13 protein-coding genes are annotated in these 14,140 nt (G+C 69.7%); 6 read left to right on the forward strand and 7 right to left on the reverse strand.

From position 1 onward, the window contains the following. Nucleotides 1-280 precede the first annotated feature (280 nt). From FMQ63_RS30265 to mdoH, 3 genes are read left to right on the forward strand one after another with little or no spacing between them, the layout of a single operon-like run. Nucleotides 281-1,870 (forward strand): glucan biosynthesis protein, encoded by a 1,590-nt coding sequence (locus tag FMQ63_RS30265; protein WP_011552460.1) that lies wholly within the window; start codon nucleotides 281-283, stop codon nucleotides 1,868-1,870. Then, nucleotides 1,858-2,361, forward strand: coding sequence for a hypothetical protein (locus tag FMQ63_RS30270; RefSeq protein WP_011552459.1), 504 nt, complete (start codon nucleotides 1,858-1,860; stop codon nucleotides 2,359-2,361). Before FMQ63_RS30265 ends, FMQ63_RS30270 begins: the two co-directional genes overlap by 13 nt. A 41-nt stretch (nucleotides 2,362-2,402) precedes the next feature. After that, nucleotides 2,403-4,436 (forward strand): glucans biosynthesis glucosyltransferase MdoH, encoded by a 2,034-nt coding sequence (gene mdoH / locus FMQ63_RS30275; protein ID WP_011552458.1) that lies wholly within the window; start codon nucleotides 2,403-2,405, stop codon nucleotides 4,434-4,436. 12 nt (nucleotides 4,437-4,448) lie between these two features. Here the strand turns inward: mdoH and FMQ63_RS30280 are convergent, their stop codons facing one another. Together FMQ63_RS30280 and FMQ63_RS30285 are read right to left on the reverse strand one after the other, a co-directional pair. Then, nucleotides 4,449-5,762, reverse strand: coding sequence for a M18 family aminopeptidase (locus FMQ63_RS30280; RefSeq protein ID WP_026113935.1), 1,314 nt, complete (start codon nucleotides 5,760-5,762; stop codon nucleotides 4,449-4,451). Nucleotides 5,763-5,818: 56 nt separating this feature from the next. Next, on the reverse strand, nucleotides 5,819-6,619 hold the full coding sequence (locus tag FMQ63_RS30285) for a hypothetical protein (protein ID WP_011552456.1): 801 nt from the start codon (nucleotides 6,617-6,619) through the stop codon (nucleotides 5,819-5,821). Between FMQ63_RS30285 and FMQ63_RS30290 the strand changes: the two genes are divergently transcribed. Further along, complete coding sequence (locus tag FMQ63_RS30290; RefSeq protein ID WP_011552455.1) at nucleotides 6,564-7,433, forward strand: hypothetical protein; 870 nt, start codon at nucleotides 6,564-6,566, stop codon at nucleotides 7,431-7,433. The genes FMQ63_RS30285 and FMQ63_RS30290 overlap by 56 nt on opposite strands. Before the next feature lie 171 nt (nucleotides 7,434-7,604). On the opposite strand, the gene FMQ63_RS30295 is transcribed toward FMQ63_RS30290, so the two are convergent. Together FMQ63_RS30295 and FMQ63_RS30300 are read right to left on the reverse strand one after the other, a co-directional pair. Then, nucleotides 7,605-8,546, reverse strand: a complete 942-nt coding sequence (locus tag FMQ63_RS30295) for an acyl-CoA dehydrogenase family protein (RefSeq protein WP_011552454.1) — start codon at nucleotides 8,544-8,546, stop codon at nucleotides 7,605-7,607. Between the two features lie 704 nt (nucleotides 8,547-9,250). Beyond that, nucleotides 9,251-9,913 carry an SET domain-containing protein gene (locus FMQ63_RS30300; protein WP_011552453.1) on the reverse strand — a complete coding sequence of 221 codons (663 nt, stop codon included), beginning with the start codon at nucleotides 9,911-9,913 and terminating at the stop codon, nucleotides 9,251-9,253. Nucleotides 9,914-10,008: 95 nt separating this feature from the next. Here FMQ63_RS30300 and FMQ63_RS30305 point away from each other — a divergent pair, with 95 nt between their 5' ends. Beyond that, the gene (locus FMQ63_RS30305; RefSeq protein WP_011552452.1) at nucleotides 10,009-10,383 is read left to right on the forward strand and encodes a DUF423 domain-containing protein; all 375 of its coding nucleotides are present in this window, start codon (nucleotides 10,009-10,011) and stop codon (nucleotides 10,381-10,383) included. Between the two features lie 7 nt (nucleotides 10,384-10,390). On the opposite strand, the gene FMQ63_RS30310 is transcribed toward FMQ63_RS30305, so the two are convergent. Next, the gene (locus FMQ63_RS30310; protein WP_011552451.1) at nucleotides 10,391-10,699 is read right to left on the reverse strand and encodes a hypothetical protein; all 309 of its coding nucleotides are present in this window, start codon (nucleotides 10,697-10,699) and stop codon (nucleotides 10,391-10,393) included. Between the two features lie 58 nt (nucleotides 10,700-10,757). On the opposite strand from FMQ63_RS30310, the gene FMQ63_RS30315 reads away from it, so the two are divergent. Further along, nucleotides 10,758-12,047 (forward strand): amidohydrolase family protein, encoded by a 1,290-nt coding sequence (locus tag FMQ63_RS30315; RefSeq protein WP_011552450.1) that lies wholly within the window; start codon nucleotides 10,758-10,760, stop codon nucleotides 12,045-12,047. 4 nt (nucleotides 12,048-12,051) lie between these two features. Here FMQ63_RS30315 and FMQ63_RS30320 read toward each other — a convergent pair whose 3' ends face one another. Together FMQ63_RS30320 and FMQ63_RS30325 are read right to left on the reverse strand one after the other, a co-directional pair. Next, a complete protein-coding gene (locus FMQ63_RS30320; RefSeq protein ID WP_011552449.1) occupies nucleotides 12,052-12,669 on the reverse strand; it encodes a cupin domain-containing protein in 618 nt (205 codons plus the stop codon). A 4-nt stretch (nucleotides 12,670-12,673) separates the two neighbouring features. Further along, a complete protein-coding gene (locus FMQ63_RS30325) occupies nucleotides 12,674-14,077 on the reverse strand; it encodes an amidohydrolase family protein (protein WP_011552448.1) in 1,404 nt (467 codons plus the stop codon). Nucleotides 14,078-14,140: the final 63 nt, after the last annotated feature.

Genomic DNA, 14,140 nt, shown 5'->3' on the forward strand with positions numbered 1-14,140 from the left:
CCCTGCCCCTATCCTCCCCACCGCCCCCGACCGCTGGGCAGGAAACCGTCCACGGGAGGCATGCGCAGAGTGTGCTTTTCGTGACTTCCCAGTGACGCATCGCCCCAACCCACTGGAATCACAGCATTTTTCTGACAGCGAATTCGGGCCTGCGGGGCTGGTACGCGGGTTGCTGAAGCACTGACGCGCCGCACCGCGAGTCCACGCGGAGCGTGCGGTCGGGCGAGGTCCGGGACACCGGAGCCGTTCGGCGAAACCTCTCCTTCGGAGGCGCTCGGACGTGACGTCGTTGCGGCAGAAAGCGTTGAAGCTGGGTGCGCCGTGGCTGTGTGCCATGGCGGTGGCGTCGAGCGGCGCCGCCGTGGCGGCTCCGCCGGCCAAGGCCCAGACCGCGGCCACGAAGGGCACGACGGCCTTCTCCACGGAGACGGTGGTGGAGCGCGCGCGGGCGCTGGCGGCCCGGCCCTACCAGGCGCCGCCGAAGTCACTGCCGAAGGCGTACACGCAGCTCAACTACGACCAGTACCGCGACATCCGCTTCCGTCCGGAGCGCGCGCACTGGCGAGACGCGGGCCTGCCCTTCCAGGTGCAGTTCTTCCACCCGGGCTTCCTGTTCCAGTCCCCAGTGGTGATGAACGTCGTGGAGGCGGGCCGCTCGCAGCCGCTGCGCTTCTCCCAGGACCTCTTCAGCTACGGCAAGGTCGTCAACAAGGCGTCCCTGCCTCGCAGCGGCGTGGACGGCTTCGCGGGCCTGCGCTTCCACCACCCGCTCAACCGCCCGGACATCTTCGACGAGCTCGCGGTGTTCCAGGGCGCCAGCTACTTCCGCTCGCTGGGCCAGGGCAACCTCTACGGCCTCTCCGCGCGTGGCATCGCCATCGACACCGCGCAGCCGAGCCCCGAGGAGTTCCCGGAGTTTCGAGAGTTCTGGCTGGAGCGCCCGGCCTCCGGCGCGGGCCAGGTGGTGGTTCACGCGCTGATGGACGGCCCGAGCATCACCGGGGCGTACCGCTTCACCATCACCCCGGGCTCGAACACGGTGATGGAGGTGCAGGCCACCCTCTTCTCGCGCCGCACCATCGACAACCTGGGCGTGGCGCCGCTCACCAGCATGTACCTGTTCGGTGAGAACGACCGCGCGAAGTTCGACGACTTCCGGCCGGAGGTCCACGACTCGGACGGCCTCCTCGTCTGGACCAAGGACGGCGAGCAACTGTGGCGCCCGCTGCAGAACCCGCGGCAGGTGCGCACCTCCAGCTTCCGCGCGGAGACTCCGCGCGCCTTCGGTCTGTTGCAGCGCGATACGGCCTTCCACAACTACGAGGACCTGGAGGCCCACTACGAGCGCCGCCCCAGCGCGTGGGTGGAGCCCGTGGGCGAATGGGGCGCGGGCGCGGTGCGGCTGGTGGAGATTCCGACGCCGGACGAGACGCACGACAACATCGTCGCCTTCTGGGTACCGGACGCGCCGCTCACCCCGGGCACGCCGCTGCGCGTGGCCTACCGCCTGCACTGGGGCGCCAGGTCGCCCTGGGAGAGCACCGGCGGCGTCGTCACCTCGACGCGCATCACCTCCGCCATCACCCCGGGCATGCCCGTGGGCGAAGGCGTCACGCCGGCCACGCGCCGATTCATCCTCGACTTCTCTCGCACCGCCCGCGCCGAGGACGGGCCGGTGGAAGCCGTCATCACCGCGGCCAAGGGCCAGGTGCTGCGCTCCACCATCCAGCGCCACGAACCTTCCGGGGGTTGGCGCACCACCTTCGAGCTGGAGCCCGAGGGCACCAGTGAACCCATCGAGCTGCGCGCGTTCCTGCGGCGCGGTTCGGAGACCCTCACCGAGACCTGGAGCTATCTATGGATTCCGTGACGACGCCGAACACCAGCCCCTCCGTGCCGACCGACTGGGTCCGTCCGGAGACGTGCGTGGCGCTCGACGCCTTCTTCCAGGGCTTCGGCTTCGAATCCGCCGAGGACCTGGCCGTGCTGGCCGCCTGGGCGCTGGAGGGTGTCACCGCGTCCAACGTGAAGCCGCAGGCCGCCGTGGCCCTGGCCCGTGCCCGCATGGAGACGTGGCTGACGCGCGTGCTGGACATGGACGTCGTGGGCGAGGGCCGGTTGCTGACCCGTGGCCGCGCCGCCTTCGTCCTCAGCGACGGCGCGCGCTTCGGCGCCTCCGTGCTCACCCGGGACGCGGTGCCGCGCGAGCTCTACCGCGCCCTGCGCGCCGCGGTGCCGGTGCCGACGCCAGCGCAGGTTGCCACGCAGATGCCGGAGCAGCAGCTCGTGCTGTGGCCGCTGGGTGAGCGCCTGCGCCGCTGGCTGCGCGCCGGACAGCCGGACATGTCCGTCTCCCGCTGACGCAGCCTCCTGCTCCGGGAGACTCCTCGCGAGGTTCCGCCATGCACGCTCATTCGTTCTCACCGGAGAGCGCCGGCATCCGGCGCCTCTTCGTCCTGGGCCTGGCCGCCGTGTCCACCCTCGTGGGCACCTGGGAGATGCACCGCCTGCTGAGCGCGCGCGGCACCACCGTCCCCGAAGGCGTGCTGCTGGTGCTCTTCGCCCTGTGCTTCGGGTGGATTGCGCTGTCCTTCTGGACGGCGGTGGCGGGGTTCCTCCAACTCGCCGTGAGCAAGCGGCTGCCCGGCCTGCGCTGGCCCACGGAGGAGGAGTCCGCCACGCGGCTCACCTCGCGCACGTCGGTGGTGATGCCGGTCCACAACGAGGACCCGGCCTCCGTCTTCGCCAACGTGCAGGCCACCTACGAGTCCGTGGAGGCCACCGGGCAGTTGGACGCCTTCGACTTCTACATCCTCAGCGACTCTACCCGCCCGGAGGCGTGGATCGCCGAGGAACTCGCCTGGGCCGACCTGTGCCGCCGCGTGGGTGGCCAGGGACGCATCTTCTACCGGCGCCGCACGGACAACACCGGCAAGAAGGCCGGCAACCTCCAGGACTTCTGCGAGCGCTGGGGCCGGCACTACGACTTCACCATCGTGCTGGACGCCGACAGCCTGATGGACGGCCGCACGCTGGTGACAATGGCGCGGCTGATGGAGCTCAACCCGCGCGCGGGCATCCTCCAGGCGCCGCCGCTGAACGTGGGCCGCAGCACCCTCTTCGCCCGGCTGCAGCAGTTCGCCGGGCGCGTCTACGGCCCGGTGGTGGCCGCGGGCGCGGCGGCGTGGCAGTTGGGCGAGTCCAACTACTGGGGTCACAACGCCATCATCCGCACGGAGGCCTTCATCCAGCACTGCGGTCTGCCGGTGCTCCCCGGTCAGCAGCCCTTCGGTGGCCACATCCTCAGCCACGACTTCGTGGAGGCCGCGCTGATGCGCCGCGCCGGCTACACCGTGTGGCTGGTGACGGAGCTGGGCGGCAGCTTCGAGCAGCCGCCCCCCAGCCTGCTGGACTACGCACAGAGAGACCGCCGCTGGTGCCAGGGCAACCTCCAGCACCTGAGCCTGGTGGCCGCGGGCGGCCTGCACCCCATCAGCCGGGGCCACTTCCTGATGGGCGTGATGTCCTACGCGGCGTCCCCGCTGTGGCTGCTGTTCCTGATGTCCGGACTGATTGCCGGCCTCTACGACGGGTGGCTGTCCTTCTCCAACCCGCACCTGCTGGAGGACCTGGGCCCGGAGGCGCTGGCGTTCGACACCACGGGCGCCGTGCGGCTGTTCTCCGTGTCCATGGCCATGCTGTTCGCGCCCAAGTGCTTCGGGCTGCTGCTGGCGCTGGCCAGTTCCCAGGACTCGGCGCTCATGGGCGGCCGGGTGCGGCTGATGCTGAGCGTGGTGCTGGAGAGCGTGCTGGCCACGCTGATGGCGCCGGTGATGATGCTGTTCCAGTCGCACTTCGTCTTCGGCACGCTGCTTGGCTACAAGGTGACGTGGTCCAGCCAGCAACGCGACGACGCCGACCTGCCCTGGGCCGAGGCGACCCGGCGGCATGCCGTTCACACCACCGTGGGCGTGGTGCTGGCGGCGGTGGCGTTCTTCCTGTCGCCCGGGCTGCTGCTGTGGCTGTCGCCCGTCGTGGCCGGCCTGCTGCTGTCCATCCCCCTCTCCGTCTTCACGTCCCGCGCGTCGCTGGGCCTCTGGCTGGAGCGGCGCGGGCTGCTCGTCATCCCCGAGGAGACAGAGCCCCCGCGCGTGTTGGAGCGGGCGCAAGAGGTGGCCGAGGAGCACGCGCTGGAGCCGGTGAAGGACGCGGTGGACCACGTCATCTCCGATGCCAAGGCGCACGCGCTGCACCTGGCGCTGCTGGAGTCCCAGCCCTCGCCGGCCGCCGTCCCCATGGCGCTGGCCTCCGCGCGGCGCAAGCTGCTGGGTGACAACGTGGAGCCACTGTCCCCGCCGGAGAAGACGGCGGTGCTGATGGACGCGCCCACGCTGACGGAAGCCCGCGAGCGCCGCCTGACGCTCGCGGTCTCCTGAGCCCCCGCGGGACTACGACGCGAAGAGGCGGCTGAGCACGGCCACCATCTGCGCCACGTCGGTGGCGCAGGCCATCTCCCGGATGGAGTGCATGGACAGCATGGGGTTGCCCACGTCCACCGTGCGGATGCCGAGCTGGCCCGCGGAGATGGGGCCAATGGTGCTGCCACAGCCCAGGTCGGTGCGGGTGACGAAGTGCTGCGGCGTCACGCCGGCCTCGCGGCACAGCGCCGTGAAGAAGGCCCACGACTCGCCATCCGTGGCGTAGGACTGATTCACGTTCGACTTGATGACCGGGCCCGCGCCCATGTGCGGCTGGTGCTTGGGCTCGTGCAGGGACGGGTAGTTGGGATGGATGGCGTGCGCCATGTCCGCGCTCACCAGGAACGAGTGCGCGATGGCGCGGTGGAACGCGTCCGGCTTGCCGTCCGAGTGCGCCAGCGTCAGGCGCTCCAGCAGCGTGCGCAGGAAGGGTGACGCGGCGCCCTGCGCGCTGCGGCTACCCACCTCTTCGTGGTCGAACAGGATGACGCCGCTGGTGGCCTCACGCGGCTCGCTGCTGGAGAGCAGCGCGGACAGGCTGGCGTGACAACTGGCCAGGTTGTCCAGGCGCGGCGCGTGGAGGAACTCGCCGTGCGCGCCCGAGCGGATGGACGGCTGCAAGTCATAGAGGCACAAGTCGTAGCCGAGGATGTCCCCCGCCTGCGCCTTCACGCCGCCCTTGGCCAACTCCTCCAGCAGCAGCCCGTGCAGCTCCGCGACGCCCGCGCGCTCCAGGCCCAGCACCGGCACCATGTGCTCCTGCGCGTTCAGCTTGAGCCCGTCCGAGTTCACCCCGCGGTTGAGGTGAATGGCCAGGTTGGGCACGCGCAGCAGCGGCCGGCGGAAATCCACCAGGTGCCGCTGGGGGCGGCCCTCCACCATCACCATGACGCGGCCGGCGAGCGACAAGTCCCGGTCCGTCCAGGTGTGCAGCAACACCCCACCGTAAATCTCCACGCCGAGCTGCTGGTAGCCGTTCTTCGTCACCGCCGCGTTCGGCTTCACGCGCAGGTTCGGCGAGTCCGTGTGCGAGCCCACCAGCCGGAAGCCCGCCCGGTCCACGGGCTGGGTGCCGAGGTGGAAGGCCGCGATGCTCGTGTCGCCGCGGGTGATGAACACGCGCGCGCCAGGCTCCGGCGCCCAGGGCTCGCGCTCGTCCAACTGGCGGTAGCCCGCCTGCGTCAGACGGCGGGCCGACTCGCGCACCGCGTGGTACGGCGTGGGCGAGGCGTCGATGTACTCGAGGAGGTCTCCAGCCAGGGCGTCGGTGTCGATGGGGCTCATAGGGCGCCCCAAGCTAACGCCGTCCGGCCCCGCCGCCACTCCCGAAAGTCACCAGCCTACCGGGCGGGCAGGCGTTTCGCGGGAGGCTGTGCGGGGAGAATGGTGGTCGCGGGCCGGGCCCCCGGGGCCGCGTCCAGGAAGGTGCCCAACAGGACCCAGCGGCGGGAGGTCTCCTCCTTCCCCTTCCGGGCCAGCAGCGGCGTCGTGTAGTGCCAGAAGGGCAGCCGGTACACGGTGATGCCGCCCACGGTGCTGACGGGGGTCATCTGCGTGAAGTGCCCGTCCTGGGCATAGATGAGGTACTGGTGGTCCACCCCGGGCAGCGTGAGGCTGACGTGCATGTCCACGTAGCCGTCCCGGGCCTCGGGCTCCTCCGGGTGGTGGTCGTTGTGCGGCCCGGAGTAGTCCCCCGGCCCGTAGCACAGGGCCTGGATGCCCCACTTGCGCCGCAGCGCCCGGCCCGTCACCGCGGCGGCGAACCCGGCGAAGGTGTCCGAGCGCAGCATGTCCGTGAGCCCCACGGACTCCGCCGCGCGCCACGAGCGGGAGCGGCGGCCCTCCAGCAGCGCCGTGCTCACCCTCACCGTTTTGGGCAGCAACTCCATGTAGTTCATCGTCTGCCCGGAGATGGAGTCCGCTGGAATCGGGTCCTCCATGGGCACCATCGTCTCGCGCATCGCCGCGTCCAACGCATCGCGGCATGCGGCGGCACGGCGTGGGTCGATGACACCTTGCAGTGACACAAAGGGACGCGCCGGGTCGAGCAGCGCGCCCACCACGTCACGCTCCCTGCCGTCGAGGATGCGGCGACCCCGGGGGGTCAGCCAGTCAGCGAACTCTTTGGGAAAGGCCTTCATTGCGGCGGAACATATCGCCCCACGCAACCTTTACAGCTGTCTTGCGATAATCACCGACAAGCTGATTTTTCCCGGAGCCCCCCAGGCCATGTCCCGCATCGACAGCCGCCCCCGCGTCATCTCGAACCCCACCACCGCGCCTGCGCGGGCCCAGCCGGCAGCTCAGCAGGCCGCCAACGTGGCCCGGGCCACCGCCGTGGGTCACACGCAGGTGAACTCCTTCGAGGGCGCGGCCCGGGCCCGTCCGGCCGCGGCGGCCCAGCCGATTCCCGGTGCGTGGCGCGGCGGTCCGGATACCGAGGTGGGCAAGGCGGTGCAGTCCATCGTCTCGCGGCTCCAGGCGAACCCGGACGCGAACAACATCACCATCAAGGGTGACACCGCGGCCAGCCTGTTCAGCCGGGCCATCCTCGACAGCAAGCACGTGACGAACGAGCAGCTCATCGCCATGGCGAACGTGTCGCTGGACCAGCTCGCCAGCGACGAGAAGACGAAGGCGAAGGTCTACAAGAAGGTCCCGAACGTGCGCGACCTGCCGGTGCACAAGTTCACCGTGGCGATGATGTCCGCCGCGACGGGCATCGACCCGCAGAAGCTGTCCGAGGCCGTGCCGGACCTGGGCCTGACGGGCGCCCCCAACACGCCGCTGCTCTACGCGGCCAAGGGCGAGGGCATGCAGCGCTCCACCGCGCTACACGACTTCACCGACTACCTGCGCGGCGCGGGCATCAAGGGCCTGAACAAGGCCGTGTGGGGCGTGGAGAACCGCGTCCTCTCCGCCATCGTCTCCGCCGTGGGCGGCGGCCGGTACTGAGTACCGCCACCGCGTCGCGGTGAGCACCGGGGCCGGGTCCTCCTGCGCGGAGGCCCGGCCCTTCGCCTTTCAGGCGCCCTGCCCCACGGCCTGGCTCGCGCGGCCGGGCCGCATCGAAGCGCTCCGCCAGAGCCGTGTGCGCAATGCCCGGCGGCGGGCGCGTCCCAACCTTCAGCCGCTTCGACGAGTTTCCTCGTGGATGCGCTGCCGGGCCGCATCCAGCCGCTTCGCGCGCACCTTGCCAGCGACGCCCAGCAGCACGCGGTCCCGAGCCCAGCGCTCTCGCGTGATGGCATCCGTGGCGGCCCAGAGGGGTTCACACCGCTCCAGCACCGCGCGCTTGGTGAGCGCCAGCCCTCCGCCCAGGGCCACGTGCGTGGACGCCGCCGTCGGGTCCAACTGGGACAGGCCCCGCATCATCACCGCCAGGGCGGACAGCTCCTCGCGCACGTCGTCCGGCCAGCCACTGCGGCGCCCGACCTGGAGCAGCCAGCCCAGCATCGCGAGCTGGACGTGGCAGTCCTCCACGGTGCGGAAGGGCTTGAGGTAGCGCGCGTAGCCGTCTCCCGGAAGCACGTCCTCCGAGGCGACCGCCACATCCTCCAGAGCCAGCTCCGCGTGGGGAACCTCAGGGATGAAGGGCAGCTCCGGGAGCGCGCTCAGCCGCACACCGGGCCGCTTCGCGTCCACCGCCACCATGCGCAGGCGGTTGCGGCCCTGTGCGTCCTGCCCCTCCGACGCCACCACCAGCAGCAGCTCCGCGTGCGTGCCCAGGGTGACGAACGTCTTGGTGCCAGACAGGCGCGGGCCCGCGCCTGTATCCGTCAGCCGCGTCTCGATGGCATTGGGATGCGCGCCACCCGGCTCCGTGGCGCAGAGCGCGATGGTCCGCTCCGCCGGGAGCTCCGGAAACAGGCGCCGGTGCGCGGCGTGGTAGCCAGAAGCGAAGGCGAACCCCAACCGGTCGGCGAGGAAGCCCCCGGCCAGCGCCAGGTCCGCGGGCGAGGAGAAGCGGGAGGACAGCCCCAGGTGCTGGCGCCACCAAGCGTCGACAGAATCGAGGACCTGGGGCTCGGAGGGTGCAGTGAGCAGGAAATGGAGGACGTCGTTCACGAGGGGAGTCTATTGGCGGCCCTCGCCGGCTCGTCCACCAGTTCTTGAATGAATGGTTGAGCGGCCACCGCTCCCTCCGCCTCAGGACCTCTCAGGGCTGTATTACTGACTCTGGGTATTCTGAACCACGCGGCAGCTGCTGCGACTGCACAGCAGGATGTAGCTGGCCTGCTGGTCACAGCCTCTCGCGCCAAACGTGTCACGATTCAGCCGCTGGGTTGATATCGAGTCCTGCTCACATTTCAGGTCGAAGGCCGCCTGACGAAGGATGAGCTCCTGGATGTCGACCCCATGAGGATCAGGGCAATACCCAAAGGCGTTGCAGCCAACCTCGTAGCGCCGAAGCTTCTGACAGCCTTCCGCATAGTACGCGCCCGACTCGTTCGGAGCCCCGGCGTAATCATGGACAGGATTGACTGCCAGGTCTTTCTCCGGACAGGCCATGTCCTGCGCAGCCTTCCCTCGGATGGCACTCAGAGCGCCGCTCCCACATCCGGATGACATCAACGCTACAACGAAAGCGAATACGACGGCCCGCATGCAATTGGCTCCGTTAATCAAGCTCGGAAAATGTTTCGGCAGAGAACGCAAACGACCACGAGCGCACCGTCAATGAGCAGCCCCATACGTGCCCAGCACCATCACGGCACGAACAGCCGGTAAGCGGCGCCCTCCTTGGGAGGGCGCCGGAACCTGTGCACAGTTCAGCTCGCGCGCTTACGGCTGGGCGACTTCGCCCGCTGGGTGGACTTGCGGGTACCGGCGGATGACTTCTTCCCCGCCGCCTTCTTGCCCCCCGCGCCCTTGTTGCCCCGGGATTTCGACGCAGACTTCTTTCTCGACGTCGACGAAGTCTTCGCCTTCTTGGCCGACGTCTTCCGGGCCGGCGCCTTCTTCGCCGGGGCCAGGATGGTGCCCCGGCAATTGGGCGCGCCGCAGCGGCAGACGTAGAGCGCCTCGGCTTCGGGCCCCATGTCCTCGGTGCGCTCGTAGCCGTAGTCGTACACCAGCTCCTCACCGGGCTCGATGGAGGTGAGCGCGTAGATGTAGATGTGGCCCTTTTCGATGAGGGCTTCGCAGTTGGGCGCGCACGAGTGGTTGATGTAGCGCGCCTCGTTGTGAATCGTCCCCGCGTCCAGCACCGTCCTCTTGTCGAGGTTGAACAGGAACGTGTGGTGCCGCGCCATCGATTCGTCGTCGTAGCGGACGTCCGCTTCCGCCTGCGTGATGCGCTCACCGAGGTACTCGATGATGCGCGTGCCCTTGCGGATGCGGCGGATGGCGAAGGCACCCTGGCCCTGGATGGAGGACGGGTGCAGCTCGAAGGGAAGCGGCTTCGTTGAAGGAATGAAGTTGGGTGAGGTCATTCTGTTGTGAGCGCCCCAGGTGTTGATGTCGGCCAGGACGCTCCGGCTGCGGCGGTGTAGCGTGCACCAGTCCGACTTCCGATGAAAGGCGAACGATGATGCGGTGGTGGCTCGTCCTGGGTGCCGTGAACGCTTTCCTCTCCGTCAGCGCGGGGGCCTTCGGCGCGCATGCCCTGAAGAGCCGGCTGCCCCAGGACCTCCAGGTCATCTTCGAGACGGGGGCGCGGTATCACATGTACCACGCGCTGGGCCTGCTGGCCGTGGGCCTGCTGGGGCACTTCCGCCCCTCGTCCCTGCTCAACGGCGCCGGCTGGGCGATGATGGTGGGCATCGTCCTGTTCTCTGGCAGCCTCTACGCGCTCGCCCTCTCCGGCGTGCGCGTGCTGGGAGCCATCACCCCGCTGGGGGGCCTGGGCTTCCTCGCCGGCTGGCTCCTGTTCGCGGTGGCCGCCTGGCGCACCACGAACTGAGCTCCGCTCACTCCCTCCAGGACGGGGGGAGTGGGTAGTACCGGTCGAGGTCGTCGTGGTTGACGAAGCCACACGCCTCCCGCTGCACCATGAAGCACCAGCGCTGGTGCTCGGCTTCCTTGCGCAGGGCCTGGTGGCGGGCAATCTGCGCGCGCCGGTCGGCGGTCCGGAGGGACCGCAGTTGACGTTCGACCTCGGACAGCTCCCGCAGCGTCTCCTCCAGCTTCACTTCCAATTTCCGGAGCGAGGAGGCCTTCTCCGCCTGGAACTCGGCCTCTAGCGCCTGCAGTGCGTTCGAGCGGTCTTGGAAAGCCATGCCCGTCGATTTAACACCCAGGCCTTCTCGCCGCCCGAGCTTGCCCGCTCCCCTGCCCATGCGCGCCTTCCTCTTCGTCTCGCTGTTCGCCACCACCGTGGCGACCGCTGCCGAACCGACGCACACCGCCCCACCAGCGTCCTATCTGTTGCGTCCCGACCGCGTCTTCGAAGGTGTCACCTCCAAGCCGCACACGGGCTGGGTCGTCCTGGTGACGGGCGACCGCATCGCCGCCGCGGGGCCGGAAGCCAAGGTGAAGGTCCCCCAGGGCACCACGTCCGTTGACTTGAGCGGCACCACGCTGCTGCCCGGCCTCATCGAGGGCCACTCCCACCTGCTCCTCCATCCGTACAACGAGGCCTCCTGGAACGACCAGGTGCTGAAGGAGTCGCTGGCGCTTCGGGTGGCCCGCGCCACCAACCACGCCCGCGCCACGCTGGCGGCGGGCTTCACCACCGCCAGGGACCTGGGCACCGAGGGCGCGGCCGACGCGGACGTCGGCCTCAAGCAGGCCATCCACCAGGGCATCATCCCCGGCCCGCGCCTACTGGTGGCCACGCGCGCCATCGTCGCCACCGGCAGCTATGGCCCCAAGGGCTTCGCCTCGGAGTGGCACGTCCCCCAGGGAGCGGAAGAGGCGGACGGCGTGGAGACCCTCACCCGGGTGGTGCGCGCGCAAATCGGCCAGGGCGCGGACTGGGTGAAGGTGTACGGCGACTACCGCTGGGGCCCCAACCACGAAGCCCGCCCCACCTTCTCCCTGGAGGAGCTGAAGCGCATCGTCGACACCGCCCGAAGCAGTGGCCGCCCGGTGTCCGTCCATGCGACCACACCGGAGGGCATCCGCCGCGCGGTGCTGGCGGGCGCGGAGAGCATCGAGCACGGGGACGAAGGCACCGCCGAGGTGTTCCGCCTCATGGCCCAGCGGGGCGTCTACCTCTGCCCCACCCTGGCCGCCAGCGAAGCGATGTTCGAACACCGCGGCTACAAGCGCGGCGTGGACCCGGAGCCCACCCACCTCCAACAGAAGCGCGCCACCTTCCGCGCGGCCCTCAGCGCCGGCGTCCCCATGTGCGCGGGGGGAGACTCCGGCGTCTTCCCCCACGGAGAGAACGCGCGCGAACTCGAGCTGATGGTGGCCTACGGCATGACGCCCGCGCAGGCGCTCCAGGCCGCCACCTCCAACAACGCGGCGATGCTCCACCGCGAGGACCAGTTGGGCCAGGTGAAGGCGGGGCTGCTCGCGGACTTGGTGGCGGTGGAGGGAGATCCAACGAAGGACATCACCACCCTGCGCAAGGTGCGCTGGGTGATGAAGGGCGGCACGGTCGCCGTGGAGCGTCGCTGAGGCGCTACGGCTTCCAGGCCGAGGACAACACGCCCTGCTTGCCCGTCACCGGGTCCGCCCCGGGCAGGGGCACCTGGGCAATCCGCTGGACGGAGGCGTCGTGCGTCGCCTTCTCCGGGCGCTGCAAGTCGTAATCGCCCGTCCCCCCCGGGTAGCCGCCCACCACCAGGAAGTCCCTACTGGCCTCCAACCGGCGGTGGCCCGTGCCCGCGGGGAGCACCAGCACATCGCCGGCCTGGACGGTGACCTCCTGCCCGGACTCGCCGCCCAGCTTCAGCCGCGCGGTGCCGGCAGCCACGCCCAGCACCTCGTGCGCATTGGAGTGGTAGTGGTGGAAGTCATAGACGGTGTACCGCCAGCGCGCCGGCCAGCCATTCGCGGAGAACAGCGTCTCCAGCGCGCTCGCCTTGTCCCCTTCCAGCGTCACGCCGCGATAGACGAGCGTGGGCAAGCGGCTGTTCGGCGTCATCCCGTCATCCTTGAACAGCAGCCGTTCAGGTGATGCCGCCTGCTGCACCTTCGACGTGGACGGTTGGAGTGTCGTCTGTGTCATGCCCGGAGCTCCCAGCAGGAAGGTGGTGGCCAGGGCGCCGCGAAGCAACCGGCGCTGAAGACGCGTCATCGCCTCACTCCTGGGCGGGGGCCGAGGTGGGCCCCGGCACCTGCTTGCCTCGGTGCCACACCGACTCGATGCGGGAGAGGTCGTCGATGCTCGTCGACGGGTCCCCTTGCACCACCACCAGGTCCGCCCGCCGCCCGGCTTCGATGACGCCCCGGTCCTTCAACCCCAGCAACTCCGCCGCGTTCGCCGTGGCCAGCCGGATGGCCTGCAACGGCGTGAGGCCCGCCTCCGTGAGCAGCTTCAGCTCGCGGTGCTCCGCGAAGCCCGGGATGCGCACCGGCGTGGCGCCGGAGTCCGTGCCGAAGCCAATCCGGACGCCCGCGTCATGGAGCGTCTTCACGTTCTTCAGGTTGATGGTCAGCGCCTTCTTGTTCACCGGAGCTGTCTTCCCATCCTCCAGCACGCTGGCGCGCCACGCCGGGTCATCCAACTGGCGCGCCAGGTCAGGTGACAGCGCGCGGCGGAAGAAGGGGTCGGCCATCCACGCCGGTCCCTCGGCGTAGATGTAGAACGACTCATTGAGGCCCAGCGTGGGGATGTACCAGGTGCCCCGCGCCTTCATCGCGTCCACGAGTTCCGCGTCCACCTCCATGTCACGAACGCCGTGCGCGAGCACATCCACCCCCGCCGCGACCAGGCGCTTGGCGTCCTCCAGATCATGGATGTGCGCGGCGACCCGCAGTCCCTGCCGGTGCGCCTCGTCAATCACCGCCGTGTAGACCTCCGGCGTCATCTTGTTCTTCACCGTTCCGCCGAAGTCATCCACCCAGACCTTCACGAACGCCGGGTGGCGGGACGCCGTCTCGCGCACGTCCTGGCGCGCCTCGTCGGGCGTCGCGGGGCGATAGAGCTGATGCTCGACGACCTTCATCGGCGGCGCCCCTTCCGGCACGCCGATGCCCTGGTCCCCGCTGAGGATGGATGCGCCCGGCAGCGTGCCCTGCTCGACCTCCTTCTGGAGTTCGTAGATGAGCGGCGTGTTGAGACCCAGCGACGTCACCGTCGTCACGCCGTAGGACTCCCACTGCGTGAGCTGCCGCGCGATGTTGTCGCGCTGGTAGTTCTGCCCACCCGAATCCGTGCCTCGCGTCATTCCCAGGTGGGAGTGGTTGGAGATGAGACCGGGGAGCACCGTCCGTCCCGGCAGCTCGATGACCGTGGCCGAGGCGGGCACTTCCACTTCATCCACCGGCCCCACGCGCTGAAGCGTCGTGCCCTGGATGACGACGGCGGCGTTCTCCAGCGGAGCACCGCCGCGCCCGTCGATGACCCGCACGCCCCGCAACACCGTCACCTTCTCCGAATCCTCGCTGCGCAGCCCTTGTCGGCCCTGGCAGGCCAGCAGTCCCGTCGTCAGGGCACCGGCCAGGAGGAGCCGGCCCCAGACATGGCGGAGTGGATGCTTCATGCGTGTCACCTCGGAAGCGTGGAACGCGGGCCCTCGCCCCGAAAGCCCGCTCGTACACCGGCA

It is taken from the genome of Myxococcus sp. CA005 (genome assembly GCF_006518205.1).
GTDB lineage: Bacteria > Myxococcota > Myxococcia > Myxococcales > Myxococcaceae > Myxococcus > Myxococcus xanthus.